The following is a 26,397-nucleotide window of genomic DNA, read 5'->3' on the forward strand; positions in this document are numbered from 1 at the left end:
CTTTTCAAAATACGTAAGAAAGGGTTGTCCAAAAGTGAGTATTTTACCCACTTTTAGGCAGCCCTATTTTTTGTGTGACAGGATTAGTGAGATGGATTCGTATTAGTATGTAGGTACTAATTTAGCAAGTAAGGGGGGACGTGGTTTTTGGTCATCACGGAAGAAAATATTATGTAGCACATACAAAAGCGTCATGAAAAAGTATTCGATTTGTAATTCAGACGTACGCTGGATTCCTCCACAGTATTTTTCGAAAACACATTCACAATCAACCGTCAGTAAAGAATGATGAGTAATTTTTCAAAGAGTGATGGGCATTTGAATTTTACTAGGGGGTATGCTTAATAGAAAGAAGAATGTGCTTGATTGCCATGTAGAATTGCAAGATAGCCGCGTAGAAATTGCTTGATTGTCATGTAGAAATGCTCGATTGGTTATATAATGTGCAGTTTGTCACTACAATAAAAAATAAGAATATGTTGCAGACAGTATTAATCAAAAAAAGAGGTGTACATGATGTACGGTGATACGCGTCAAATTGAAGATAAGCCAATAGGAATTCGAGCACGGAAGAAATGGCTCATAGTAGCTATTTTTGTCCTTGCTGCTGGTAGTGTGATTATTGCCAATCTCTCATTTGTTGCAGGTCTTTTCGGCGAAGAAACAGTTAAAAATTTTGATGACTATAAAACGGTCATTGGTAAAACAACTGAAAACAGTTTTGGGAAATTGACATTAAATGAGGTAATGGTGGATGATAATCAGCTATTATTCAATGCAACTTTCGAGCCAGAAGATAGCATAAATTTTGATTATCAAATTTTCTTTTTTCCGCAAGTGCATGTCAATGGGGAGGATTTTACTGTAAGAAATAGAGGGCAGACCATTGAACAACATGAATCGAAGTATACGATATACAGCAGTATTCAGGTTAGTGAGCTTCCGCAAGATGAGAAACTGATACTTGATATAAGTTATGACAAGTGGACCTTGGAAAAATCGATTGATCAGCCTTGGGATTTTCAAGTGGAAGCATCACAAAAGCAAATACTAACAGATAAAAAGATCTTCTCTATAAATGAAACAATCCCTCTAACAAATGGCAATGAAGTAACAGTTACAAAAGTGGTCTCCACACCGATTTCCACAACGATTTATTATTACCTAGCGAAAAGTCCATCTGAAACAGTAGATTTTAAAATAGAATCTGCATCGGGGAAGTCTTGGCGTTGGGACTCAGGTTTTATGTTGGATGATAAAAAGAATGCTATTTCAGTAAATCGTTTTGATGCACTGTATTTAACTGATGATATTTATTATTTAATACCTATTGCCACGGATGATAAGGCTCTAGGTCCGTCTATTCAAATTGGAAAATGATATGGATATTAAATTAATAGAAGAAAACGAATATTGGACTAGACAAAACGTTAAGAATCTAATATTACAAACATAAATAATTTCCAAGAAAGAGTATGCCCACATCTTTTGTAAAAGGGAAAGTCAAATCATCCTTTATCTTTTGTAAAAGGGAAAGTCAAATCATCCTTTATATGAGGTACAGCAATAACGGTGGAATCGTCATTTGTAAAATATAAACCGTATCCTTATACAAAACACACTACATTATCATCCTTTAAGAAAACGATTTGATTCGTCCCCTCACTTACGGTTTCTTGAATAATATCCTGTTTTAATAGATACTTAATCGATTTCCGGATCAATGGGAAATCGATTTTTTATTTATTATCACCATATTGCCTAAGGGGATTCATAGCGTTCTTGTAAGTGTTTGTTTATAATGAAGGAATGAAAAAATGAGAGAGTTAGAAAGAAGGGATAGTTATGGCGCGAGGTATTTACATTCATATTCCTTTTTGTCACCAAATTTGCAATTATTGCGATTTTAATAAATTCTATTTTAAAAATCAACCTGTGGATGAATATATAGAGGCTTTAGGTAAGGAAATGGCGCTTACTGTAGACAAGCATCCCGAAAGCTTTACACAGATTGAAACAATTTTTCTTGGTGGCGGTACACCGACTGCATTATCACCCGAGCAATTAACGAGGCTGCTTACATTGATTCGTACGTATATTCCGATGGATGGTGTAACAGAATTTACATCAGAGGCAAATCCGGATGAGTTGTCGGAGGCAAAAATGCGTGCGCTGTTTGACGGAGGTGTAAACCGCTTAAGCATGGGCGTACAGTCATTTGACCAAGACTTGCTAAAAAAAATTGGTCGTACACATAGCAATGCGCATGTATACGAAACGATTGCGTTGGCGAAAAAAGTGGGCTTCCGAAATATTAGCATCGATTTAATGTATGGGTTGCCAGGACAGTCGATGGAGCAGTGGCGCGATTCTCTAGAAAAAGCCTTTGCATTAGAGCTGCCGCATTTCTCAGCCTATTCACTTATTGTGGAACCAAAAACGATTTTTTATAACCAACACGCGAAAGGTAAGTTGAAATTGCCAACCGAAGATTTAGAAGCAGAGATGTATGATGTGCTCATGCAAGAAATGGAGGCACACGGATTACATCAATACGAAATTAGTAATTTCGCGTATGAAGGTTTCTCCTCGGTTCATAATAAGATTTATTGGGAAAATGATGAGTATGCTGGTTTTGGCGCAGGAGCGCATGGGTATCTAAATGGTGTACGTTATTCGAATCATGGACCATTGAAAAAGTATATGGATACATTGGAGATTGGTGAATTACCAATAATTTATGAACATGAAGTAACGGATGCTGAAAAACGTGAGGAACAAATGTTTTTAGGATTGCGTAAAACAGATGGCGTTTCACACATACTATATGAAGGAAAATTCGGTGAGTCTATGCATGTACGATACGGGCAAGTGATTGAAAAGCTTGTCGCAGAGGGCTTGCTGGAACATGATGAAAATGGAATTCGCCTCACTCGAAAAGGTCGTTTTGTTGGAAATGAAGTTTTTCAAGAATTTTTATTAGAAGATTGAGCGATATCGTTGACATAAAATGAGGGATTTGATAACTTATTAATAGTATTAGCACTCTTCTTAGTTGAGTGCTAACAGAGGTGAAAATCATGCTAACAAATCGGCAATTACAGATTTTGCAAGTAATCGTAGATGATTTCATAAAGTCTGCACAGCCGGTAGGTTCTCGCCAAATCTCAAAGAAAAAAGAGATCACATATAGTCCAGCCACTATTCGAAACGAAATGGCGGATTTAGAGGAACTAGGCTTTTTAGAAAAGACACATACTTCCTCTGGACGAGTGCCTTCGGACAAGGGGTATAGATTTTATGTTGATCATTTGTTGAATCCTCAGTCCATTAATCCACAGGATATTCAACAAATCCAGTCGATTTTTAATAATCGTATAGTAGAAGTAGAACAGGTAATACGAAAGTCAGCCAATATATTATCAGAACTGACATCTTATACATCGATTCTCCTTGGACCCGATGTACAAAGACATCGTGTGAAACGATTTTCGATTGTGCCACTCTCTAACGACACAGCAGTTGCAATTATCGTGACGAATAATGGCCATGTTGAAAATCGTATGTTTAACTTGCCAGCAGGTTTTACAGCTTCTGATATTGAAAAGATGGTTAACGTTCTAAATGAACGATTAATCGGTATTTCATTAGAAGAAATCCATGTAAAGCTGGAAGCAGAAGTGTTAGCTGTCTTACAGCAACATGTACGGTCAGCGGATGACTTTATCCACTCACTTGTTGCTGCAACGATGCATAATCCAGAAAGTAAAATTTTTTACGGTGGCAAAACGAATATGTTCAACCAACCGGAATTCCATGATTTAAATAAAGTCCGTATGTTACTGGACTTAATGGAAACGACGAGCCAAGTGCAGTCGCTATTCCATCCGAAAGAATCGGGTATTCATATTCGTATTGGCTCGGAAAATCAACAGATGGAAATGGAAAACTGTAGTGTCATTACGACCACTTATTCAATTGGTGAAGATCAGCAGGGGGCCATTGCTATTATTGGTCCTACACGTATGGATTATAAACGTGTAGTTGCTTTACTAGATGTAATGCGCATGGATTTATCAAATGCTCTTACAAGGACGAATCGTAGTGATTGATTAATGAGGAGGACTTAAACGTGACTGAAACAACTGAAAAAAAGGACCTTGTGCAAGAAGATGTACAAGCTGAAAACGAAAAAACAACTGAAGAAACAGCTGTAGAAGAGCAAGTAGAGCTAACTATCGAAGAACAGTATGAAGCGAGAATTGCTGAACTACAAGCGAAGCTAGAAGACGAGGAAAACCGTCACCTTCGCCTACGTGCTGACTTTGATAATATGCGTCGTCGTAGTCAACTTGACCGCGAAGCTGCTGAAAAATATCGTGCCCAAAAATTATTATCGGATTTATTGCCGGTATTAGATAATTTTGAACGCGCCTTGCAAGTTGAAGCAACTTCTGAAGAAGCTACTTCAATTGTGAAAGGAATCGAAATGGTATACCGTTCACTTGTCGAAGCAACAGAAAAAGAAGGCTTACAAGTTATTAAAGCAGAAGGGGAAGCATTTGATCCTAACTTCCACCAAGCTGTAATGCAAGAACAAGATAGTGAAAAAGAAGCAGGCGTTATCTTACGTGAACTTCAAAAAGGTTATATCTTAAAAGACCGCGTATTACGTCCTACAATGGTATCTGTGAACGAATAGTCAATCCACTATTTGAACAATATAATCAGTAGCACACTAAAGCATATGAATATTAGGAGGAAATTTTACTATGAGCAAAATTATCGGCATTGACTTAGGAACAACAAACTCTTGTGTATCTGTACTTGAAGGTGGCGAACCAAAAGTAATTCCAAATCCAGAAGGTAACCGTACAACACCATCTGTAGTGGCATTCAAAAATGGTGAACGCCAAGTTGGTGAAGTGGCAAAACGTCAATCAGTAACAAACCCAAACACTATTATCTCTATTAAATCTAAAATGGGTACTTCTGAAAAAGTAACTGTAGAAGGTAACGAATATACACCTCAAGAAGTTTCAGCAATGATCCTTCAATACTTAAAAGGCTACGCTGAAGATTACCTAGGTGAAAAAGTAACGAAAGCAGTTATTACAGTACCAGCTTACTTCAGTGATGCACAACGTCAAGCTACTAAAGATGCTGGTAAAATCGCAGGTCTTGAAGTTGAACGTATTATCAACGAACCAACAGCTGCTGCACTTGCTTATGGTTTAGACAAACAAGACCAAGACCAAAAAGTATTAGTATTTGACCTTGGTGGTGGTACATTCGACGTTTCTATCCTTGAACTAGGTGATGGTGTATTCGAAGTACTAGCAACTGCTGGTGACAACAAACTTGGTGGAGATGACTTCGATGACGCTGTAATCGCATACCTTGTAGCTGAGTTCAAAAAAGATAACGGTATTGACCTTTCTAAAGACAAAATGGCAATGCAACGCCTTAAAGATGCAGCTGAAAAAGCGAAAAAAGATTTATCAGGTGTAACATCTACTCAAATTTCATTACCATTCATCACTGCTGGTGCTGAAGGTCCACTTCACTTAGAAGTAACATTAACTCGTGCTAAATTTGATGAAATCACTTTAGACCTAGTAAACCGTACAGTTGGTCCAGTACGTCAAGCATTACAAGATGCAGGTCTTTCTGCTTCAGAACTAGACCAAGTAATCTTAGTTGGTGGTTCAACTCGTATTCCTGCTGTACAAGAAGCTGTACGTAAAGAAACTGGTAAAGAGCCTCACCGCGGCGTAAACCCAGATGAAGTTGTAGCAATGGGTGCTGCTGTACAGGGTGGCGTATTAACTGGTGACGTAAAAGACGTAGTACTTCTTGACGTAACACCACTTTCACTTGGTATTGAAACAATGGGTGGCGTGTTCACGAAATTAATCGACCGTAACACAACAATTCCAACTTCTAAATCACAAGTGTTCTCAACTGCTGCTGACAACCAACCAGCTGTAGACATTCACGTATTACAAGGTGAACGCCCAATGGCAGCGGACAACAAAACGTTAGGTCGCTTCCAATTAGCAGATATCCCTGCGGCACCACGTGGTGTTCCACAAATCGAAGTTACTTTCGACATCGATAAAAACGGTATCGTATCTGTTAAAGCAAAAGACCTTGGTACACAAAAAGAGCAAACTATCGTAATTCAATCTGATTCAGGTTTAACTGAAGAAGAAATCGAACGTATGGTAAAAGATGCTGAAGCAAACGCAGAAGCAGATGCTAAACGTAAAGAAGAAGTTGAACTTCGTAACGAAGCAGACCAATTAGTATTCCAAGTGGATAAAACAATCACTGACCTTGGTGAGCAAATTACTGAAGACGAGAAAAAATCAGTTGAAGATGCACGTGACGAATTGAAAACGGCTCTTGAAGCTGGTGAAATCGAAGGTATCAAATCAGCTAAAGAAAAATTAGAAGGTGTTCTACAACCTCTAGTTATGAAAGTGTACGAACAAGCTGCAGCAGCTGCTCAGGCGGCTCAAGGTGGCGAAGCAGGCCCAGATGCTGGCGCAGGCAAACAAGACGATGGTATCGTAGATGCTGACTTTGAAGAAGTTAAAGACGACAAATAAGTGAACTCGTTTTAAGAGAAAGCCAAAGACCGTACGCGGCTTTGGCTTTTCTCTTTACCATTATCAAAAAAATAAGGCAGTTTTTTTGACTGCATGTTACAATAGATTTTATGCAAAAAGAGCGGAGTGTGGAGCATGGAGAAACGTGATTATTACGAGGTGCTTGGTTTAACGAAATCAGCTTCGAAAGATGAGATAAAAAAAGCATACCGTAAATTATCAAAACAATATCATCCTGATATCAACAAAGATCCAGGGGCAGATGAAAAGTTCAAAGAAATCGCTGAAGCGTATGAAACATTAAGTGACGACCAAAAGAAAGCACGCTATGACCAATTTGGCCATGAAGATCCGACTGCGGGCTTTGGCGGCGGTGGCTTCAATGGCGGCGGCTTTGGCGGCTTCGAGGATATTTTCAGTTCATTCTTTGGCGGTGGTGGCCGTCGTCAAGATCCAAATGCACCACGTAAAGGTGACGATTTACAATATCGCATGAACATTAAATTTGAGGAAGCGATTTTTGGGAAAGAAACAGAAATCGAAATTCCAAAAGATGAAACATGTGATACGTGTCACGGTTCAGGTGCAAGTCCTGGTACAAAGGCAGAAACATGTTCGACATGTAGCGGGGCTGGTCAAGTGAACCAAGCGGTGGATACACCATTTGGTCGTATGATGAATCGTCGTACATGTTCGACATGTCATGGAACGGGTAAAATCATTAAAAGTAAATGTTCGACTTGTCGCGGTGAAGGAAAAGTACAAAAACGTAAAAAAATCAAAGTATCGATTCCAGCCGGTGTAGATGATGGTCAACAAATCCGTGTATCTGGTCAAGGTGAACCAGGCATTAATGGTGGCCCGGCAGGGGACTTATACATTATGTTCCGCGTTCAAGGACATAATGAATTTGAACGTGATGGCGACGATATTTACTACGAATTAAAGTTAACATTCCCACAAGCAGCTCTAGGGGATGAAATAGAAGTGCCAACTGTTCACGGGAAAGTTAAATTACGTATTCCGGCCGGCACACAATCAGGTGCGCAATTCCGTCTAAAAGACAAAGGTGTGAAAAATGTACATGGCTACGGTATGGGTAACCAATACGTGACAGTTAGAGTCATGACACCAGAAAAATTAACAGAAAAACAAAGACAAATACTACGTGAATTTGCCGAAATTAGTGGAGATATTCCTGAAGAACAAGGAAGCTCACTGTTCGATAAAATTAAGAAAAAATTCCAAGGTGAATAGTTAGAGGAGCTGAATATTTACGTGAAGTGGTCAGAATTATCCATTCATACGAAAAATGAAGCGGTTGAAGCAATTTCGAATATTTTGCATGAAGCAGGTGCAAGTGGTGTCGTAATTGAAGATTCAGCTGAATATGCAAAGCCACGTGAAGATCAGTTTGGCGAAATTTATGCGCTAAATGAAGATGATTTCCCAAAATCAGGCGTTATTGTGAAAGGTTACTTATCAGAGTCTAGCTTTTTAAATGAAACAGTGGAAGAAATTAAAGCAGCTATTACCAATTTGACTAACTACAACATCGATATCGGAGATAATGTTGTATCGATCATTGAAGTAAACGAGGAAGATTGGGCGACAGCGTGGAAGCAATATTATCACCCTGTAAAAATTTCTGAACGTTTCACAATCGTACCTACTTGGGAAGAATACACACCGGTTTCTACAGATGAATTAATCATCGAATTAGATCCTGGTATGGCTTTTGGTACTGGTACGCATCCAACGACAGTTATGTGCTTACAAGGACTTGAAAAAGTTGTGAAACCAGGAGATACTGTCGTTGATATCGGTACAGGTTCGGGTGTTCTTTCAATTGGTGCGGCGATGCTTGGGGCTAAAAGCGTGCACGCCCTTGATTTAGATGAGGTTGCTGTACGTTCTGCAAAAGAAAACGTCGAGCTAAACAAAGTATCTGATACGGTTTCAGTATTCCATGGTAACTTATTAGATACTGTAAAAGAACCAGCAGATGTAGTTGTGGCCAACATTTTAGCAGAGATTATTATGTCCTTCACTGACGATGCATTCTCAATTGTTAAACCTGGTGGATTGTATGTCACTTCAGGCATTATCGGCGCTAAACGTGATGATGTGAAAGTGGCTCTAGAAAATTCTGGCTTTGTTATTGAGGAAGTATTAATGATGGAAGATTGGGTTGCGATTATTGCACGTCGTCCACAATAAGTTGACTTAGAAGCGCCAAATCGTGAGGAGTCTCGACTTATTCACGATTGGCGTTTTCTTCATGTGAGGAGAGACTAAAAATGCAGCGTTATTTCATTGAAACTCCAATTGAGGAGGCACGTATTACAGGTGAGGACGCCCGCCATATTGCGCGTGTCATGCGTATGAAAGAAGGCGAAGAAGTCGTTGTCGTAGCCCAGAATACAGCGCATATTTGTGAAATTGTGGCGTTTGATGGAGACGATGTACTGGTGCAAGCGACAGATCGCACTATTCCATCACCAGAATTACCTGTAAACGTGACAGTGGCGTGTGGTTTACCAAAGGGCGATAAGTTGGAACTGATTACGCAAAAAGCGACAGAGCTTGGTATGTTTGCTTTACTACCTTTTGAAGCAGAGCGTTCGATTGTGAAGTGGGATGCTAAAAAAGGTGCGAAAAAGCAGGAGCGTCTACAAAAAATAGCGAAAGAAGCTGCCGAGCAGTCACATCGTACGCATATTCCGGAAATCTATGAACCTGTTAGCTTTAAACAACTTGTTCAGTTACTAGGGAATTATGACGCTGTTTTTATTGCAGATGAGGAAGATGCAAAGGCTGAAAAACGCACGAGGTTTGCGGAGAAATTAAAAAACGTGTATGATAAGAAATCGAAATCAGTCCTAATTATCTTTGGTCCAGAAGGAGGCATTTCGCGAAAGGAAGCGGATACATTTATCCAAGCCGGTGCGCAAACGATGTCACTTGGACCAAGAATTTTACGTGCAGAAACAGCGCCACTATACGCACTGTCTGCAATATCATATGAATTTGAATGAAAGAGGTGTTTAACCTTGTCAAAAGTGGCTTTTCATACACTTGGCTGTAAGGTAAACCATTACGAAACAGAGGCAATTTGGCAACTGTTCAAAGAAGAAGGATATGAGCGTATGGAGTTTGACCATCAAGCCGACGTTTATGTTATTAATACATGTACAGTAACAAATACAGGCGATAAAAAATCTCGCCAAGTAATTCGACGTGCGGTTCGACAAAACCCTGATGCTGTTATTTGTGTAACAGGTTGTTATGCACAAACATCACCAGGTGAAATTATGGCGATTCCAGGTGTTGATATTGTCGTTGGGACACAAGACCGTACGAAAATGCTTGGGTATATCGAGCAATACCGTAACGAGCGTCAGCCAATTAACGCAGTACGTAATATTATGAAAAACCGTGTGTATGAGGAGTTAGACGTACCTGCGTTTACAGACCGTACACGTGCATCACTAAAAATTCAAGAAGGTTGTAATAACTTTTGCACGTTTTGTATTATTCCTTGGGCACGTGGTTTAATGCGTTCACGTGATCCAAAAGAAGTTATTCACCAAGCACAGCAACTAGTAGAAGCGGGTTATCTTGAAATTGTCTTGACTGGTATTCACACAGGTGGCTATGGTCAAGATTTAAAAGATTATAATTTAGCCCAGCTGTTACGAGACTTAGAGGCGCAAGTAACTGGCTTAAAACGTCTTCGTATTTCTTCAATCGAAGCAAGTCAATTAACGGATGAAGTAATTGATGTGCTACGTGAATCAAATATAGTGGTCAACCATTTACACATTCCAATTCAATCAGGTTCGGACACAGTACTAAAACGTATGCGCCGTAAATACACAATGGAATTTTTCGGAGAACGTTTAACGAAACTACATGAAGCATTACCGAATCTAGCAGTTACTTCTGATGTTATTGTTGGTTTCCCAGGTGAAACAGAAGAAGAATTTATGGAAACGTATAATTTCATTCGTGACCATAAGTTTTCTGAATTACACGTCTTCCCGTTCTCACCACGTACAGGTACACCAGCTGCACGTATGGACGACCAAATCGACGAGGACATCAAAAACGAGCGCGTGCACCGTTTAATCGCATTAAACGATCAATTAGCAAAAGAGTATGCCTCTCGTTTTGAAGATGAAGTATTAGAAGTGATTCCAGAAGAATTTGTGCATGAAGGCAGTGAAGGAGCAGGCTTATTAACAGGTTATACTGATAACTATTTAAAAGTTGCCTTTGAAGGGCCAGAAAGCTTAATTGGACAACTTGTCAAAGTGAAAATCACAAAAGCCGGCTATCCGCTTTCACAAGGCCAATTTGTGCGCGTGTTAGACACAGTTGTTGCAGAATAGATTAAATTAAAAATCAGCAAGCTAAGTATGAACAGCACCCCAATTATTAGACACACAATCTAATCAATTGGGGTGTTTTTTTATGGCTAAATTTACAGCAGAAGAAAAATCACAATATAACATTTGTAGAAGTCGCTATTCCAGATGGTGTTGTAGGGACTTCTAAAAAAGTTTCGTAATTTTGATCCGAATCGTATTCAGTCTTTTACATTTGAAAAAAATCGTGTCTTGCTACGTATGACTTTATTAGACTTTGAATTATCTTTACGTGAGATTTAAAAGTACAATTAAGTCATCCTATGACGAGGTATACAATGGCTCAAGTGAAGAATTAGAAGTGTTTACGGGTTTTATGTATGATGGCGACCTTCGTATCCTCCGATGTTTTGTAGAGGGAGAACATTATTTAATAGATATTTCATGTCAACTTATTGAGGCAATTTTAATTATGGATGCTCTCTATTATCAGGTGTATGGCGGTCTAAAATCAAAAATAATAGTCCAATATATTGATGGGTATTCAAGAAAATTATTAACGCAAAAAAGTTTCCAACACTATAAAAAGGATTGTTCTGTTGAATTTCGACGATGGACAATGCTTTTTTTTCTGGATTTTGGTACATAGTAAATTAGACGACCAAATGAAAAAATGGTATTATGCCAATGAGGTACGTACAACTTGAATTTAAAAGGAGAATCTCACATGACAAAAAAATATGCAAAAATGATTGACCACACACTATTAAAGGCAGAAGCAACGAAAGAACAAATTGAAAAAATTTGTGCAGAAGCTAAACAATTTGGTTTTGCTTCTGTTTGTGTAAATCCAACTTGGGTAAAATTATGTAGTGAGCTATTACAAAACACTGAAGTTTTAGTTTGTACGGTTATTGGCTTCCCACTTGGTGCAAACACATCAGCTGTAAAGGCATTTGAAGCTAAGGATGCGATTGCGAACGGTGCAAAAGAAGTGGATATGGTTATTAATATTGGTGCGTTAAAAGATAAAAACTATGAACTAGTACAAGCTGATATTGCTGCAGTTGTTGAAGCGGCAAAAGGTAGTGCAATTGTTAAAGTAATTATTGAATCTTGCTTGTTAACAGATGAAGAAAAAGTGAAAGCATGTGAACTTTCAGTAGCAGCAGGTGCTGATTTTGTGAAAACATCGACTGGTTTTTCTACTGGCGGAGCGACTGCAGAGGATATTGCATTAATGCGTAAAACCGTTGGACCAGACCTTGGTGTAAAGGCATCAGGAGGAGTTCGAAGCCTAGAAGATATGCAAAAAATGGTTGAAGCAGGTGCAACTCGAATAGGTGCAAGTTCAGGCGTAGCGATCATGAATGGATTAATTTCAGATTCTCAGTATTAAATCGTATACTTTCTATTGACCATTATTAGACAATACGGTATAATTCTTTAGTACACAGCAATAGGCGATTGACCTGAGTCTGTGTTGACGTGTGTTCGGAGGGAGGGAAAGAGAGATGTCAAAAACTGTCGTTCGCAAAAACGAATCGCTTGAAGATGCTCTTCGCCGCTTCAAACGTACTGTATCAAAAAGTGGTACAATTCAAGAAGTTAGAAAGCGCGAGTTCTACGAAAAACCTAGCGTTAAACGTAAAAAGAAATCAGAAGCTGCACGTAAACGTAAGTGGTAATTTAATTTCCCATTAAAAATCCCTACGTTCAAAACACGCAATTCATGATTCACTGAGCAGACAATGATATACCTAGTATAAATCGCGTTTGTGATTTGTACTAGGTATTTTGCATTTAGCTTTGATTTTACGTTCTATACGAGAAAAGGCCGAATGAAGTCGATTGCGATTTCATTCGGTTTTTTACATATAAGATAGAGGTTCTATACTTGAATCGAATCTTGTTAAATTTGACGTGATACTTGATTCATTCACGGCTACTACGCCGCATGAACGTGAAAAAGGATACTGCTCTTTTTTTTGCGGCAAGTGCGGATACTATATGTTCCTTTGCCAAGTGCATGTTTTGGAAAAGAGCCGTAATAAAAATACGTGAATTTGTGAAACTTTTTTCATTGTAGTCCGTATAACAAGTAGGTGACATGTCAGAAGGGAGGGGAAAAGATGCGAAAAAAGAGAATCATTAGCTATATACTAGTGATGTGGATGGCATTTTTGTTAGCGTTTCCGATGACGACGGCCTTTGCAAGCAGTAAGGTGTACCACGTACCAATTCACGATGAAGTGGAACGAGGTCTTCACGCATTTTTAGAACGAGCTTTTAAAGAGGCAGAGGACAATTATGCAGAAGCCATCATACTCGACATACATACGCCTGGCGGTTTTGTTAATGCAGCAAGTGATATCGCCATGCTTATGGATGAAACATCAATCCGTACAATAGCGTATATCAATAAAGATGCCCATTCAGCGGGAGCATTTTTGGCCTTGCATGCAGATGAAATATACATGGTTCCTAATGGGACAATTGGAGCGGCCGCTGTCATTGATTCGGCAGGAAATGCGGCAGATTTAAAGGCCAATAGTGCATGGCTTGCACAAATGAAGGCTGCAGCAGAAACATCTGGTCGTGATCCGAATTATGCTTTAGCTATGGCGGATACAAGAATTAATCTTCCAGAATACAGAGCTGGAGGCGATAACCTGTTAACGTTATCAGCATCAGAGGCACTTGAAGTCGGCTATTCAGAAGGGACTGTTTCGAACTTCCAAGAGCTATTAGCGGCAACGGATTTAAAGGGTAGCGATATAGTACCTATTGAACAAACTTTCTCTGAAAAAATTGCGCGATTTATTACGAATCCGATTATCGTACCGATTTTGCTGTCGATCGCGAGCTTAGGACTTGTTATGGAATTGTATTCGCCAGGATTTGGTGTTCCAGGTATAATGGGGTTATCATCACTTGGCCTATTTTTCTTCGGTCATTTAGTAGCAGGCTTTGCTGGTTATGAAACGCTATTAATATTTATTGCCGGTTTGGCACTTGTCATTGCGGAGTTTTTTGTCCCTGGGGGTATTGTTGGTATTTTAGGGGGCGTTTTAATAATACTTAGTTTGCTATTAGCTGGTGCGAATATGTCTCAGATGATATTGGCGATTTTTATAGCGCTTGTGGTAGCAATTATAGGGATGGTGATCCTGATGAAGTTTTTTGGTAAAAAGATGCATGTTTTTAATAAGCTTGTCCTGAAAGATTCGACATCTACAGAAGAGGGGTACGTATCAAATGTCAATCGGACAGATTTACTTGGTAAAGTAGGAAAGACGATTACACCTCTTCGCCCAGCTGGAACAATGCAATTGGGCAGTGAACGCATCGATATCGTGTCTGAAGGTAGTTACATTGACACAGGCAAGTATGTAGAGATTATTAAAGTAGAAGGCTCTCGCATCGTAGTTAGACAAACAGAAAAAGAGATGGAGGAATAACAAATGGGTTTTGATTTAGCTTTAATTGGTCCAATAGTCGGACTTGTATTATTATTCATTGTCATTGCGGTATTTTTCACTTTTGTACCAGTGGCACTATGGATTTCTGCTCTTGCAGCAGGCGTTCGTGTTAGTATTTTCACATTAATCGGGATGCGCTTACGTCGAGTAATTCCATCACGTATCGTAAATCCGTTAATTAAAGCACATAAAGCAGGTTTACCAGTAACGATCAATCAATTAGAAAGTCATTACCTTGCAGGTGGTAACGTAGACCGCGTAGTAAACGCATTAATCGCAGCGCACCGTGCAAATATTGAGTTATCATTCGAACGTTGTGCAGCAATTGATCTTGCTGGACGTGACGTATTAGAGGCTGTACAAATGTCGGTTAACCCGAAAGTGATTGAAACACCGTTTATTGCAGGTGTAGCGATGAATGGTATCGAAGTAAAAGCAAAAGCGCGTATTACAGTGCGTGCGAACATCGAGCGTTTAGTCGGTGGTGCTGGTGAAGAAACAATTGTAGCACGTGTCGGGGAAGGTATTGTTTCCACTATTGGTAGTGCTACACATCATACAGTTGTATTGGAAAACCCTGATATGATCTCTCAAACAGTGTTGAAAAAAGGTTTAGACTCTGGTACGGCATTCGAAATCTTATCGATTGATATTGCTGATGTTGATATCGGTAAAAACATTGGTGCCGAGCTTCAAATTGAGCAAGCGGAAGCAGATAAAAATATTGCCCAAGCGAAAGCGGAAGAACGTCGTGCAATGGCCGTAGCTAACGAACAAGAAATGATTGCTCGTGTTCAAGAGATGAAGGCTAAAGTAGTAGAAGCTGAAGCTGAAGTACCACAAGCGATGGCAGAGGCATTACGTTCTGGTAACCTTGGTATCATGGATTACATGAATTACCGTAATATTCAAGCAGATACAGCAATGCGTGATTCCATTTCGAAGGTCAGCACAGATAAGCCTGAAAAAAATGATCCACAATCGTAAAATACGGAAAGGAGTAAATACTATCCAATGGAACAATTAATTCTCTTTGCCATCATTGCAATAGTCACCTCTCTTTTCGGTAAAGCAAAAAATAAAGACCAAAAACAAATGCCATCGTTTGACAAGGACGCTAAGCAGCAACCTCCTGTAGTCATGAATGCAGAAGAGCCGAAGACGAATCGTCCAACAATGAAAACGCAATCCTTTGAAGATTTTGCACGTACATTTTTAGGGGATGTTCAAGATGAAACGGACGTCCGGAAAAAGCGTGTGAAGCCTATACCAGTTGAAGTAGTGGAACAAACGCCGAGTTATGTGGCACCACCACTTATACCCACAGAAGTGCCAGGTCGTAAAATGCAACGTTCGAGCATTGGTCGTATGGCGGCGGGTAAAAAAGAAGTACGGGTAACGTCTACAAATAAAACGTTCAAACTTCCGACTTCTAAACAATCGCTTATGCAGGCAATTGTTATGGCTGAAGTATTAGGGCCACCAAAAGCAAAAAGAAAATAACTAGCATGTCCTCCTTCCTCGCAGCATATATTGCCGAAGAAGGAGGCATTTTTTATGAAAAAATTATTTCAATTAACGCCACTCATTGAATTATCACAGTACGAATCATTGAAAATTATCGGTCCATATCGTTTTTTACATGCTGATGCATCATCATGTTCGTTTATATATGCACATTATCAAGTTACAATTCGTGGGAAATCAGTTGAAATAGATGCCATCAAAGAAGAAATGCTCCAACTCACTATTGTCGACTTAAAAGAAATGCATATTAAAATTAGACAGGAAGAGGACAGGAACAATGATATGGAATCATAGACCGATTATCATACGTATAAAGCGCCATGAAAATGTTCATCCTTTTATACAAGCATTGCATGGGCAAAAGATTGAACTTAAACATGTCACGTTTCGTGATCAAGAGGTAACTTTTGAAACAAATATGGCTTATCTATCGAAAATCCGACGGACAAGAAAACGTTATAAACTGAAAATGACCGTTCATTATGCAGATGAAATGCAAGTTTTTCGTGCGCAACTTTGGACAGTACTGGGATTAATTATAATGGTCATCATCCCTCTACTCTGTGCACAGGTGGTTTGGCGCATTGATGTCGAGGCGGATTCACCTGAAATAAGGCAGCAAATAGAAAAAACATTTCATGAGACCTTTCAACTAGAAACACCCATGTCTAAAACGAAAGTACCGTCGGATTCAATGATCCGTCAACAGTTATTAGAAAAGCATCGTGAACTTGCGTGGGTGCACATTGAAAAAAGTGGTGGTCGCGTTGTGTTACGACCACAGGAATCACCAAAGCAAACAGAGCAAAAAAAGGAACAGCTTGCAACACATTTGGTTGCAACGAAAAATGGTGTCATTACGAATTTTAATATCCAACATGGTGAACGCAAAGTTTCGGTCAATGACACGGCATATGACGGTGATGTGTTAGTATCTGGCGTGATTGATAGTGGTGAGGACAAAGTCTTTGTGGGTGCAGAGGGAGAGGTTTATGCGGACTATTGGTTAGAATCTACATTTAAAATTCCGACTAAGATTACTATGGAGACAATGCAAGAGAAGAGATGGCGCGTATTAATTACTGGTGTCCACGGTGAGGTGGATTATGTGCAGAAGAAAGAACTGCCAAATTGGCTCGATCCGTACGTATCTATTGTAGAAGAACAACAAACGCAAAAAATGGAAGTGGAGCTAGATGAATCAAAAATTGAGTCGTTACTTTTACCGTTACTTCATGAAAAAATGATTCGATCACTACCTTCAAAAACTGTCATCAAAAAAGAAAACCTTTTACAGTTAAAGTGGGGTGATGGTACAGTTGAAGGGAAAGTTCTATTTTTAGTAAATGAAAACATTGCAAGTCCAATACATGCCTTACAAGGAGAATGATTATGTCTGAACAGTTAACTGTATTACAAGTTGATAATCCAAACGAAGCTATCATGCTACTCGGTATTTCCGATGCAAACTTGAAATTAATTGAAGAAGCGTTTCATGTCCAAATCATTACACGTGGTGCGCAAATTCAGCTAACTGGTGAAGAGGCAGCGAAAGAACAAGCGACACAGCTTCTGCACGCGTTATTAAAAGTAATTCGTAAAGGTATTAATATCGATCAACGAGATGTAGCAACAGCGGTTGAAATGACTCAAAAAGGTACTATTGAATATTTTGCAGAACTATACGATGAAGAGATTGCTCGCACAACGAAAGGGAAGCCTATTCGTGCGAAAACAATCGGTCAACGGGAATACATACAAGCGATTCGTCACAGGGACGTTATTTTTGCTATTGGTCCTGCTGGTACAGGGAAAACATATCTAGCCGTTGTCATGGCAACACAAGCTTTGAAAAATGGTCAAGTGAAGCGCATTATTTTAACGCGCCCTGCGGTAGAAGCGGGTGAATCTCTAGGATTTTTACCAGGTGATTTAAAAGAAAAGGTCGATCCATATTTACGTCCGCTATATGATGCGTTAAATGACATTTATGGGTCCGAACAAACGCAACGTCTAATCGAACGCGGTACTATTGAAGTTGCTCCTTTAGCGTATATGCGTGGTCGTACTTTAGATGATGCTTTCGTTATTTTAGACGAAGCGCAAAATACAACACATCAGCAAATGAAAATGTTCTTAACACGTCTAGGTTTTGGCTCCAAAATGGTAATTACAGGCGACAAAACACAAATGGACTTACCGAAAAATACAGAGTCTGGCTTGATCGTTGCAGAGCGTACATTAAAGTATGTAAAAGATATACACTTCCAAATTTTGGAGCAAGGTGATGTCGTGCGTCATCCAGTAGTCGCTAAAATTATCCAAGCTTACGAGGATCAACTTCTTTAATATGATTCCATAGAGGTCCCTCATATCTATAAGCGATGGGATGATTGCAAGTTCGGTATTTCAAATTTTGGGTGACCAAATGTTTTATGTGTCACACTAGAAATTGTTTTCAGTTCTGAAAGCACAGTGACAGGTAAAATTACGCATGGCGTAATTGCTAAAAAAATGTGACAGCTACACGAATTTGTGTAGCTGTTTTTTATTTAATTATTTATTTTTCGAGAAAAATGTTTTTTGAATTGGTATGATAGAGATTGATAGAGGAGGTGCCAAATGGAAAAACAACTTCGAAAAATAACAGAACTAATTGGTTTTCGTTATTTTTTAATGGCTGTTCTCATCTTAACAGGAGCCTTACAATTTTCTTTAATGTTTGGCGATGTCAAAGGTGTTACATATGATTTTAAACCGTTACAGCTTGCGCCAGAAACGATTCGATCTACTAAAACTATAGAAGACACCGTGAAGACGCAACAAGAGCGTGAGAAGGCTGCAAATGCAGTAACGCCGGTCTATCAATTTTCAGAAGATGTTGCGAAACAACGGGCTGCAATTGTCACATCGTTATTTGACTATGTGCTAGAGGTGAAAGCCGACATTGAAAGTCGTAAAGAGCCGCTTGCTAAAAGCGACCAAGTAGCATTACTGCGAAAAAAACTAGAAACAATTGATTTTGAACAAATGCCAGTGACATTTACTGATACGCAGCTTGAGAACTTACTTATACAAAGTGAAACAGATTTAACAAAATCGAGTACTCAGCTATCAAAACTCGTGAATGAGTATTTAAATAAACCCATTCGTACGGCAGATTTACCAACTGCTCAAAATGAGTTTGAAAAAAAAATCCGTGCTCAACGAGGATATCCTGATAAAATTTTAGGCACTGTCGTATTAATTGGACGTGCAAGTATTATCGAAACGGAAACGGAAAACAAAGAACAAACGAAGGCTAGCGTTGAGCAAGCCAAGGAAGCTGTGGAGCCTACGCGTATTTTGCAAGGACAAATTATTGTACAAGAAGGACAAGTCATCGACAATGAAGCCTATCGTCAATTAGAACTGCTAGGAATGGTGAGTAATAAAGCTTCAATGAAGCCGATAGCAGGGCTTGTCATTTTGATTTTTATACAAATGATATTTATGTTTATTTTGTTTGAACGCCTGGAAACAGATGAGCGTAAAAAGCGTAATGCCTTACTTGTAACAGCGATTGTTTATAGCTTATCGATTGTTTTAATGAAATTTATTGGCATAGTTGCGGATGAATTTGATGTGACGATCGCATTTTTATTCCCGACAGCCCTTGCGACAATGCTTGTGCGACTACTTGCAGATGATCGGGCTGCAGTGCTTGTGACAGTGATGACCGCAGCATCCGCTGGTGTCATGTTCCAAGAAGGTTATTCATCTGTCATGCAAATGGAAGTGACGCTATATATTATCTTTGGTGGCTTTGCTAGTTTATTCTTTATGCGGAGTGTTGAAAAACGTTCGCATATTTTACAAGCAGTTGGTGTTATTTCATTAGTTAATATGGCATTCATTACATTCTATTTACTAATGACACAGTCGTCATATGGCATATCAGAGCTGATGTTTTACTTTATCGCAGCGATTACATCTGCACTACTATCAGGTGCGTTGACAATGGGCTTACTACCATTCTTTGAGTCAGCATTTGGTTTGTTGTCGACATTACGACTCATTGAATTATCGAATCCAAATCATCCATTGCTGAAAAAACTACTAATGGAAACGCCAGGTACATATCATCATAGTGTTATGGTGGCGAATCTAGCTGAGGCAGCGTGTGAGGCAATTGGTGCAGATGGACTACTAGCTCGTGTCGGTTGTTATTATCATGATCTCGGTAAAACAAAACGCCCAGCATTTTTCATCGAAAATCAAATGTCTGGTGTCAATCCACATGATTCAATGCCACCTGAAACGAGTGCGGAAATTATTATTGCTCATACAACAGATGGAGCGGACATGTTAAAACGCTATAAAATGCCTCAGGAAATTATTGATATTGCCCTTCAGCATCACGGGACAAGCTTGTTGAAGTTTTTCCTGTTTAAAGCAAAGGAACAAGGTAAGGTGTTTGATGAGGCGACATTCCGCTATCCAGGACCAAAACCGCAAACGAAAGAAGCAGCGATTATTAGCGTAGCTGATAGCGTGGAAGCGGCTGTAAGATCGATGAAAGAGCCGAATGCTGAGAAGATTCACAAGTTGGTACGGTCAATTATTGATGATCGAGTGCAAGATAATCAGTTTGATGAATGCGATATTTCGATAAAAGAGTTAAAATGTATAGAGCAAGTACTTTGTGAAACGTTGAATGGTATTTTCCATTCGCGTATTGAATATCCAAAGGCAGACTAGTAGGAGGCATCTATGATTTTAACAATTGATTTTACAGATGAAACAAATGAAGTAACAAAAGAGCATATGGCATTAGTCGAAAAGCTTTTACAGCATGCGGCATCCATTGAAAAAATCGAGCCAGAAACGGAAGTATCGGTAACGTTTGTGACGAACGAGGCGATCCGAGAAATTAACCGCGAATACCGTGGTAAAGACCAACCAACAGACGTTATTTCGTTTGCACTTGAAGAGTTAGGTGAAGGTGAAATGGAAGTAACGTTTGAAGGTATGCCACGAATTTTGGGTGATATTATTATTTCAACAGATCGTACAAAAGAACAAGCTGAGGAGTACGGTCATTCGTTTGAACGTGAACTAGGCTTTTTAGCAGTACATGGCTTTTTACATTTACTTGGCTACGACCATATGGTGCCGGAGGATGAAAAAGTGATGTTCGGCAAACAAGATGAAATTTTACAATCATATGGTTTAGGACGTGGATAATAATGGATGGTCGCAAATTTATTCGCTCGTTCGGTTATGCCTGTGAAGGTATAGTGACTGCTTGTAAGGAGCAGAATTTCCTGTCGCATTTAGTAAGTGCTATGATAGTGCTAATTGCAGGATATTTCACAGGTTTATCACGTATAGAATGGATCATTGTGTTATTATTAATAGCACTGATGTTTGCACTTGAAATGATGAATACCGCTATTGAACGAGTGGTAGATTTAGCGTCACCAGACATTCATCCGCTCGCCAAGCAGGCAAAGGATATCGCAGCAGGCGCAGTGCTTGTGTTTGCTGTATTTAGTGCTATAATCGGCTTACTAATCTTTTTACCGAAATGGATTTAACATGATTCTTTTGTATCGAAAGCTTAGCAGCAAGTACATACATTTGCTGAAACATGTTAAAGTCCCGGGCGTAATTGATGGACCACTATACATTTATGTAGAGGAGAATTGGCATCTATGACAATCGATATGCATTCATTACTTGAAGAGTCTAAAATTGCACGTGAGAAAGCGTATGTTCCTTATTCGAAATTTAAAGTAGGGGCGGCGTTACTGACAAAAGACGGCGACGTGATACACGGCTGTAATATTGAAAATGCGGGCTATAGCATGACAAACTGTGCGGAGCGTACGGCATTTTTCAAAGCAGTATCAGAAGGTGTCTATGATTTTGAAGCAATTGCAATTGTAGCTGATACAGATGGACCGTGTGCGCCGTGTGGAGCTTGTCGTCAAGTGATGATGGAATTTTGTGCGCCATCTATGCCTGTTTATTTAACAAATTTAAAAGGTGATGTTACGGTAACGTCAGTTGGCGAATTATTACCGTTTGCATTTACAACGGAGGATTTACTCGATGATGGAAAGTAAAAAAGGCTTTAAGTCGGGATTTATCTCGATTATTGGACGACCTAATGTTGGGAAATCAACATTGTTAAACCGCGTGATTGGCCAAAAAATCGCCATTATGAGCGATAAGCCACAAACAACGCGTAATAAAGTACAAGGTGTTTTAACACAAGAAAATAGCCAAACTATTTTCATTGATACACCTGGTATTCATAAACCAAAACATAAACTGGGCGAATTCATGTTAAAGGTTTCAAAAAACACTTTGCGCGAAGTAGACGGTATTATATTCATGGTGAATGCCGAACAAAAATTCGGTAAAGGTGATGAATTCATTTTAGAATGGTTAGAAGGCAATGAAACGCCGGTATTTTTAGTCATTAACAAAATCGATCAAATTCACCCAGATGAATTATTAACAATCATTGAAACGTATAGAGAAAAATACGATTTCGCAGAAATTATTCCAATTTCAGCACTTGAAGGTAATAACGTCGATGCACTGTTAACGACGATTGAAAAATATTTACCAGAGGGGCCGCAATATTACCCTGCTGATCAAGTGACGGATCATCCAGAACGCTTCATTATTTCTGAACTAATCCGTGAAAAAGTATTACATCTAACACGTGAAGAAATACCGCATTCAATCGCTGTTGTCATTGACAGAATTAAACCTGACGAAGAAAAAGAAGGTATGATTCGAGTACAAGCAACAATTATGGTAGAGCGTGACTCTCAAAAAGGGATCGTCATCGGTAAACGTGGTGCTCTATTAAAAGAGGTTGGTACACGCGCACGTAAAGATATTGAAATGCTACTTGGCTCGAAGGTGTATTTAGAGCTGTGGGTAAAAGTGCAAAAAGATTGGCGTAACAAATCAACGCATCTACGAGACTTCGGTTTCCGTGATGATGAGTATTAAATAAAGGACAACTCCTATTGATGGAAGTTTGATGAAGAAATGCGCTTGGCCTTTGTGCTTGGCGCATTTTCTTGCGTAGGTTTTTAAAAAGAAGGAGGATGACAGTTGCTTTATAAATGGGAAGCAATCGTATTAAAAGCACGTGCGTATGGGGAGTCCAATAAAATTGTGACATTGTTAACGCGTGAAGCGGGTAAGGTAGCAACGATGGCTCGCGGAGCAAAAAAGCCATCAAGTCGGCTTGCCTCTGTGACACAGCCATTTACATACGGTATGTTTATGGTACAGCATCATACGGGAATGGGGACATTGCAACAAGGAGAGCATCTAAATTCGATGCGTCATATTCGTGAAGATATCATAGCGACAGCGTATGCAAGTTATATTATGGAGCTTATTGAGCGAGTAGTGGAAGAAGGAAAGCCTGAGCCATATGCATTTGATGTGCTACTTCAGTCGTTACAGGCGATTGAGGATGGTTATGATCCAGAAGCAATTACACTATTTGTAGAATGGAAAATGCTGCCCTTTACCGGTGTGCAACCAATTTTGCATGCTTGTGCCTCATGTAGTGCGGTAGATGGGGAATTTGCGTTTTCGTTTACGCAAGGTGGTTTTTTATGTCATCGCTGTTACGCGCAAGATCCGTATATTATAAGATTAACACCAACGCAATTAAAGCTGATTCGTATGTTTTACACGGTGCCGATTGATCAAATTGGCAAGCTAGAGCTGAAAAAAGAAACGAAATATTTTATTAAAAAAATTGTAACCACGATTTATGAAGAACAAACGGGTATACGATTTAAAACGAAAAAATTTATAGAACAATTAGAGCGAACACCAGAATTGCAACCACGACCTATACCTGCAAAAACAGAAATGCCAGAAGACGAATAACATCGGTCTTCTGGCGTTTTTTTAGTCTATGAAATCTTCATATTCATCTGGATCGATTACATGGGTACTAGCCCACTCACCGGCAAATTTCATAAATTCGATATAGATATAAGTTATTTTACCATCATTACCAGTCACTTTTAAAAGAGCTGGACCTTCTGATATTGGTGTAACAAGAAGTACTCCATTTTGGATTGTAGCTTTTACAGGAACTTTATAATCTGTATCCCATTCATCACTTAGGTCTTTAAACATTACTGATTTTGGCTCTAGTGCTAAGTCATCAGCCGTAAAAGTAACTTGATTTGTTACTTCGTACAGATCAATCATACGAACGAAGTCAAAAGAATAAACATCAGCAATCATAGTTTGTTGACGAGTGCCGGCAGTAAATGTTACCTTATATTCGCCGTTTTCGAAAATGGATAGTGTTGTTACTTTATCTTTAACTTCGAAAGCATATGCGTCTTTTGATAATGCTTGACCATCAGTTGTTTTAATACTCACATCTGTTGGTACAAAGTTTAAATCACCTTCCGCTAACGTAAGTGGCATATTTTCTAAGTAATCCGCTTCATCTACTTCTTCCAGTGTTGCTTGAAGTTTACCGTTAACGGATTCAACATGTACTAAGAAAAATACGTCTAAAAAATCTTCGTCTTCTTCAGTAAAGCCAGTAATGACTAATTTGCCTGTACCTTCTTTTAATGGCTTGATTGTAATAGCATCCGTCATATCTTGTTCTTCATCCCAAGTGAAAATATCTTCAGCAGGAGTAATGCCACCATAAGATGCATAAATATAGTCTTGGTTATATTTGCTTGCGTAAACAGTTGCACTATTTAGAGTGTTTTCAGCGCGCACTACAAAAGTAGCTAATTGCGAACGTTTTACATTAGTTTGTGGTCCGAAAGTAGTCGGCGTTGTGCCTTTAGTAATATTATTAGCAAATAGTGTTTGAATGTACGGTTCGTATTCACTTCCAGCTACCACATCAGTGAATGGAATGTTTGTGTCTTCAGCAATTTCTAAATCGAAACCTCGTACAATCATTTTTGACATTTGGCCACGTGTGATATTTTTTGTTGGATTGAAATAACCATTTGAGCCACTAATAATTCCAGCGTTAGCTAATGCAGCGATGGCACCATAGTTTGCATCACCAGGTTTTACATCTTTAAATTTCGGGTTTGTTACATTCTTAGTGTCAAGTTCCAAAATTCCAGCTAAAATTTTTGCAGCCTGTGTACGTGTAATCGAGTTTGCAGGCTTAAATGTACCGTCTGGATATCCTGAAATAATCCCTCTTTCAGCTAAGTTGAGTATTGCTTTTCCTGTTTCTGTAGATGAATTTACATCTGGGAATGTAGTGGCAGCGCTCGCAGGTGCGGCAATGACAATGGCACTTGTTGCTAACGTAGCAGCCATTGCATAATGATAAAAACGTTTTGTATTCAATTCATTTCCTCCAAAAAACTAGATTATTTGTTTAAAGTGTCTTTTTAATCAACAGAAATATAACTAGAATACAATGTATTATTTTGGATGTTTGTATGTATTAGTATTCATTTCTATTTTTGCAAATGATATATTTTCATTATTTATGATTAAAAATAAACTATAATATATAATTTATAACAAATTTACTTAACGTTGGGTAGTGGTAATATTATCCTAGTTAATAGATATAAGTGTAACTTTAAGTGGAAAAGAGATAAGTTTATAACTATTTTTACATGATAGGGGTATGACTTGCTTTTGAAGTAGTGAGTCTATATATACTGAACCAGGTTAGTCGATTAACCGATTTTATTCATCATTTTTAAAGTAATAAGTTAACTTTTGCTATAGATGCTCGCTTTCCTTGCTCCTGTCACTTCGCTTTCGTCGTAAAAAACAGTTTCGCTACGCTCCATACAGAGTCTTGGTTTGATTGTATTTCTTGCAGGAGTCTAAAGTTCAACTTATTTTTCTAAAATAATTTAAAGTCGTACTAGTAAATAGTAACTGAGGATTAAGGTGATAGCCCTGCTTTTTATAGAATTATATTTGGTTGATGCGGAAAATACATACAGATTATTCAGAATTTACTAAACTGTTGGTAAAAAATATTATTTTCTCTGATTATTCTAAATATCTAAAGATTATTATTTTTTATCAATTAATCTATTTTTTTATGGTAAAGAAAGTTCTATTGATACTGAAAAGATGAGAAGGGGTATACTAAGTTCGAATGAAAAATAATTATAAATACCCACTTAACGATTAGTTAATATCATTTTCATAGTAAAAACTGATCATACTCGTACTATAAATAAGGTTGAAAAGACAAATTAACCTATGATAATGTAAAGAGGTAAATAAAGTAATTGTAGTTATTTTTATATAGTAAGTTACATTGTTTTGGGTAGGGCGTAATGTTCCTTATTTGGGTCAAATGTCATTATGAATTATATACAACTCAGCAATTAAAAGTTGGAAAGTACCTCT

General features: G+C 38.6%; 24 protein-coding genes. 23 read left to right on the forward strand and 1 reads right to left on the reverse strand.

Going from position 1 to position 26,397, the window contains the following annotated elements:
* The first annotated feature begins 513 nt into the window (after nucleotides 1-513).
* The 23 genes from AEA09_RS04985 (at nucleotide 514) to recO (ending at nucleotide 23,907) form a co-directional block, all read left to right on the forward strand.
* Nucleotides 514-1,380, forward strand: a complete 867-nt coding sequence (locus AEA09_RS04985) for a DUF4179 domain-containing protein (protein WP_156312055.1) — start codon at nucleotides 514-516, stop codon at nucleotides 1,378-1,380.
* Nucleotides 1,381-1,845: 465 nt separating this feature from the next.
* Complete coding sequence (hemW, locus tag AEA09_RS04990) at nucleotides 1,846-2,991, forward strand: radical SAM family heme chaperone HemW (RefSeq protein WP_053582788.1); 1,146 nt, start codon at nucleotides 1,846-1,848, stop codon at nucleotides 2,989-2,991.
* 89 nt (nucleotides 2,992-3,080) lie between these two features.
* Nucleotides 3,081-4,112: a heat-inducible transcriptional repressor HrcA gene (gene hrcA, locus AEA09_RS04995; protein WP_053582789.1), complete on the forward strand. Its 1,032-nt coding sequence runs from the start codon at nucleotides 3,081-3,083 to the stop codon at nucleotides 4,110-4,112.
* A 20-nt stretch (nucleotides 4,113-4,132) separates the two neighbouring features.
* Nucleotides 4,133-4,702: a nucleotide exchange factor GrpE gene (grpE, locus tag AEA09_RS05000; RefSeq protein WP_053582790.1), complete on the forward strand. Its 570-nt coding sequence runs from the start codon at nucleotides 4,133-4,135 to the stop codon at nucleotides 4,700-4,702.
* 70 nt (nucleotides 4,703-4,772) lie between these two features.
* On the forward strand, nucleotides 4,773-6,614 hold the full coding sequence (dnaK, locus tag AEA09_RS05005) for a molecular chaperone DnaK (protein WP_053582791.1): 1,842 nt from the start codon (nucleotides 4,773-4,775) through the stop codon (nucleotides 6,612-6,614).
* 135 nt (nucleotides 6,615-6,749) lie between these two features.
* Entirely contained in the window at nucleotides 6,750-7,871 is a 1,122-nt protein-coding gene (gene dnaJ, locus AEA09_RS05010; protein WP_053582792.1) for a molecular chaperone DnaJ, read from the forward strand.
* 21 nt (nucleotides 7,872-7,892) lie between these two features.
* A complete protein-coding gene (prmA, locus tag AEA09_RS05015; protein ID WP_053582793.1) occupies nucleotides 7,893-8,834 on the forward strand; it encodes a 50S ribosomal protein L11 methyltransferase in 942 nt (313 codons plus the stop codon).
* Between the two features lie 80 nt (nucleotides 8,835-8,914).
* Nucleotides 8,915-9,652, forward strand: coding sequence for a 16S rRNA (uracil(1498)-N(3))-methyltransferase (locus AEA09_RS05020; protein WP_053582794.1), 738 nt, complete (start codon nucleotides 8,915-8,917; stop codon nucleotides 9,650-9,652).
* 15 nt (nucleotides 9,653-9,667) lie between these two features.
* A complete protein-coding gene (mtaB, locus tag AEA09_RS05025) occupies nucleotides 9,668-11,008 on the forward strand; it encodes a tRNA (N(6)-L-threonylcarbamoyladenosine(37)-C(2))-methylthiotransferase MtaB (RefSeq protein WP_053582795.1) in 1,341 nt (446 codons plus the stop codon).
* Between the two features lie 703 nt (nucleotides 11,009-11,711).
* Nucleotides 11,712-12,383 (forward strand): deoxyribose-phosphate aldolase, encoded by a 672-nt coding sequence (gene deoC, locus AEA09_RS05035; RefSeq protein ID WP_053582797.1) that lies wholly within the window; start codon nucleotides 11,712-11,714, stop codon nucleotides 12,381-12,383.
* Between the two features lie 115 nt (nucleotides 12,384-12,498).
* Entirely contained in the window at nucleotides 12,499-12,672 is a 174-nt protein-coding gene (rpsU, locus tag AEA09_RS05040) for a 30S ribosomal protein S21 (protein ID WP_004227078.1), read from the forward strand.
* A 444-nt stretch (nucleotides 12,673-13,116) separates the two neighbouring features.
* On the forward strand, nucleotides 13,117-14,445 hold the full coding sequence (locus AEA09_RS05045) for an NfeD family protein (RefSeq protein WP_053582798.1): 1,329 nt from the start codon (nucleotides 13,117-13,119) through the stop codon (nucleotides 14,443-14,445).
* A gap of 3 nt (nucleotides 14,446-14,448) precedes the next feature.
* Entirely contained in the window at nucleotides 14,449-15,453 is a 1,005-nt protein-coding gene (gene floA / locus AEA09_RS05050) for a flotillin-like protein FloA (protein WP_053582799.1), read from the forward strand.
* A 27-nt stretch (nucleotides 15,454-15,480) separates the two neighbouring features.
* Entirely contained in the window at nucleotides 15,481-15,969 is a 489-nt protein-coding gene (locus AEA09_RS05055; protein ID WP_053582800.1) for a hypothetical protein, read from the forward strand.
* Nucleotides 15,970-16,023: 54 nt separating this feature from the next.
* The gene (locus tag AEA09_RS05060) at nucleotides 16,024-16,287 is read left to right on the forward strand and encodes a hypothetical protein (protein WP_053582801.1); all 264 of its coding nucleotides are present in this window, start codon (nucleotides 16,024-16,026) and stop codon (nucleotides 16,285-16,287) included.
* A complete protein-coding gene (locus tag AEA09_RS05065; RefSeq protein WP_245622783.1) occupies nucleotides 16,271-17,383 on the forward strand; it encodes a sporulation protein YqfD in 1,113 nt (370 codons plus the stop codon). Before AEA09_RS05060 ends, AEA09_RS05065 begins: the two co-directional genes overlap by 17 nt.
* A gap of 2 nt (nucleotides 17,384-17,385) precedes the next feature.
* Nucleotides 17,386-18,342, forward strand: a complete 957-nt coding sequence (locus tag AEA09_RS05070; protein WP_053582802.1) for a PhoH family protein — start codon at nucleotides 17,386-17,388, stop codon at nucleotides 18,340-18,342.
* Between the two features lie 273 nt (nucleotides 18,343-18,615).
* Nucleotides 18,616-20,733: an HD family phosphohydrolase gene (locus AEA09_RS05075; RefSeq protein ID WP_053582803.1), complete on the forward strand. Its 2,118-nt coding sequence runs from the start codon at nucleotides 18,616-18,618 to the stop codon at nucleotides 20,731-20,733.
* Between the two features lie 12 nt (nucleotides 20,734-20,745).
* Nucleotides 20,746-21,219, forward strand: coding sequence for an rRNA maturation RNase YbeY (gene ybeY / locus AEA09_RS05080; protein ID WP_053582804.1), 474 nt, complete (start codon nucleotides 20,746-20,748; stop codon nucleotides 21,217-21,219).
* Nucleotides 21,220-21,221: 2 nt separating this feature from the next.
* Entirely contained in the window at nucleotides 21,222-21,572 is a 351-nt protein-coding gene (locus tag AEA09_RS05085) for a diacylglycerol kinase family protein (RefSeq protein ID WP_053582805.1), read from the forward strand.
* A gap of 117 nt (nucleotides 21,573-21,689) precedes the next feature.
* A complete protein-coding gene (locus AEA09_RS05090; protein ID WP_082332568.1) occupies nucleotides 21,690-22,103 on the forward strand; it encodes a cytidine deaminase in 414 nt (137 codons plus the stop codon).
* A complete protein-coding gene (era, locus tag AEA09_RS05095; protein WP_053582806.1) occupies nucleotides 22,090-23,007 on the forward strand; it encodes a GTPase Era in 918 nt (305 codons plus the stop codon). The genes AEA09_RS05090 and era overlap by 14 nt, the downstream gene beginning before the upstream one ends.
* Before the next feature lie 105 nt (nucleotides 23,008-23,112).
* Nucleotides 23,113-23,907 (forward strand): DNA repair protein RecO, encoded by a 795-nt coding sequence (recO, locus tag AEA09_RS05100; protein ID WP_053582807.1) that lies wholly within the window; start codon nucleotides 23,113-23,115, stop codon nucleotides 23,905-23,907.
* Nucleotides 23,908-23,928: 21 nt separating this feature from the next.
* On the opposite strand, the gene AEA09_RS05105 is transcribed toward recO, so the two are convergent.
* Complete coding sequence (locus AEA09_RS05105; protein ID WP_053582808.1) at nucleotides 23,929-25,365, reverse strand: S-layer homology domain-containing protein; 1,437 nt, start codon at nucleotides 25,363-25,365, stop codon at nucleotides 23,929-23,931.
* Nucleotides 25,366-26,397 lie beyond the last annotated feature (1,032 nt).

The sequence above is a fragment of the Lysinibacillus contaminans genome (genome assembly GCF_001278945.1).
Lineage (GTDB): Bacteria > Bacillota > Bacilli > Bacillales_A > Planococcaceae > Lysinibacillus > Lysinibacillus contaminans.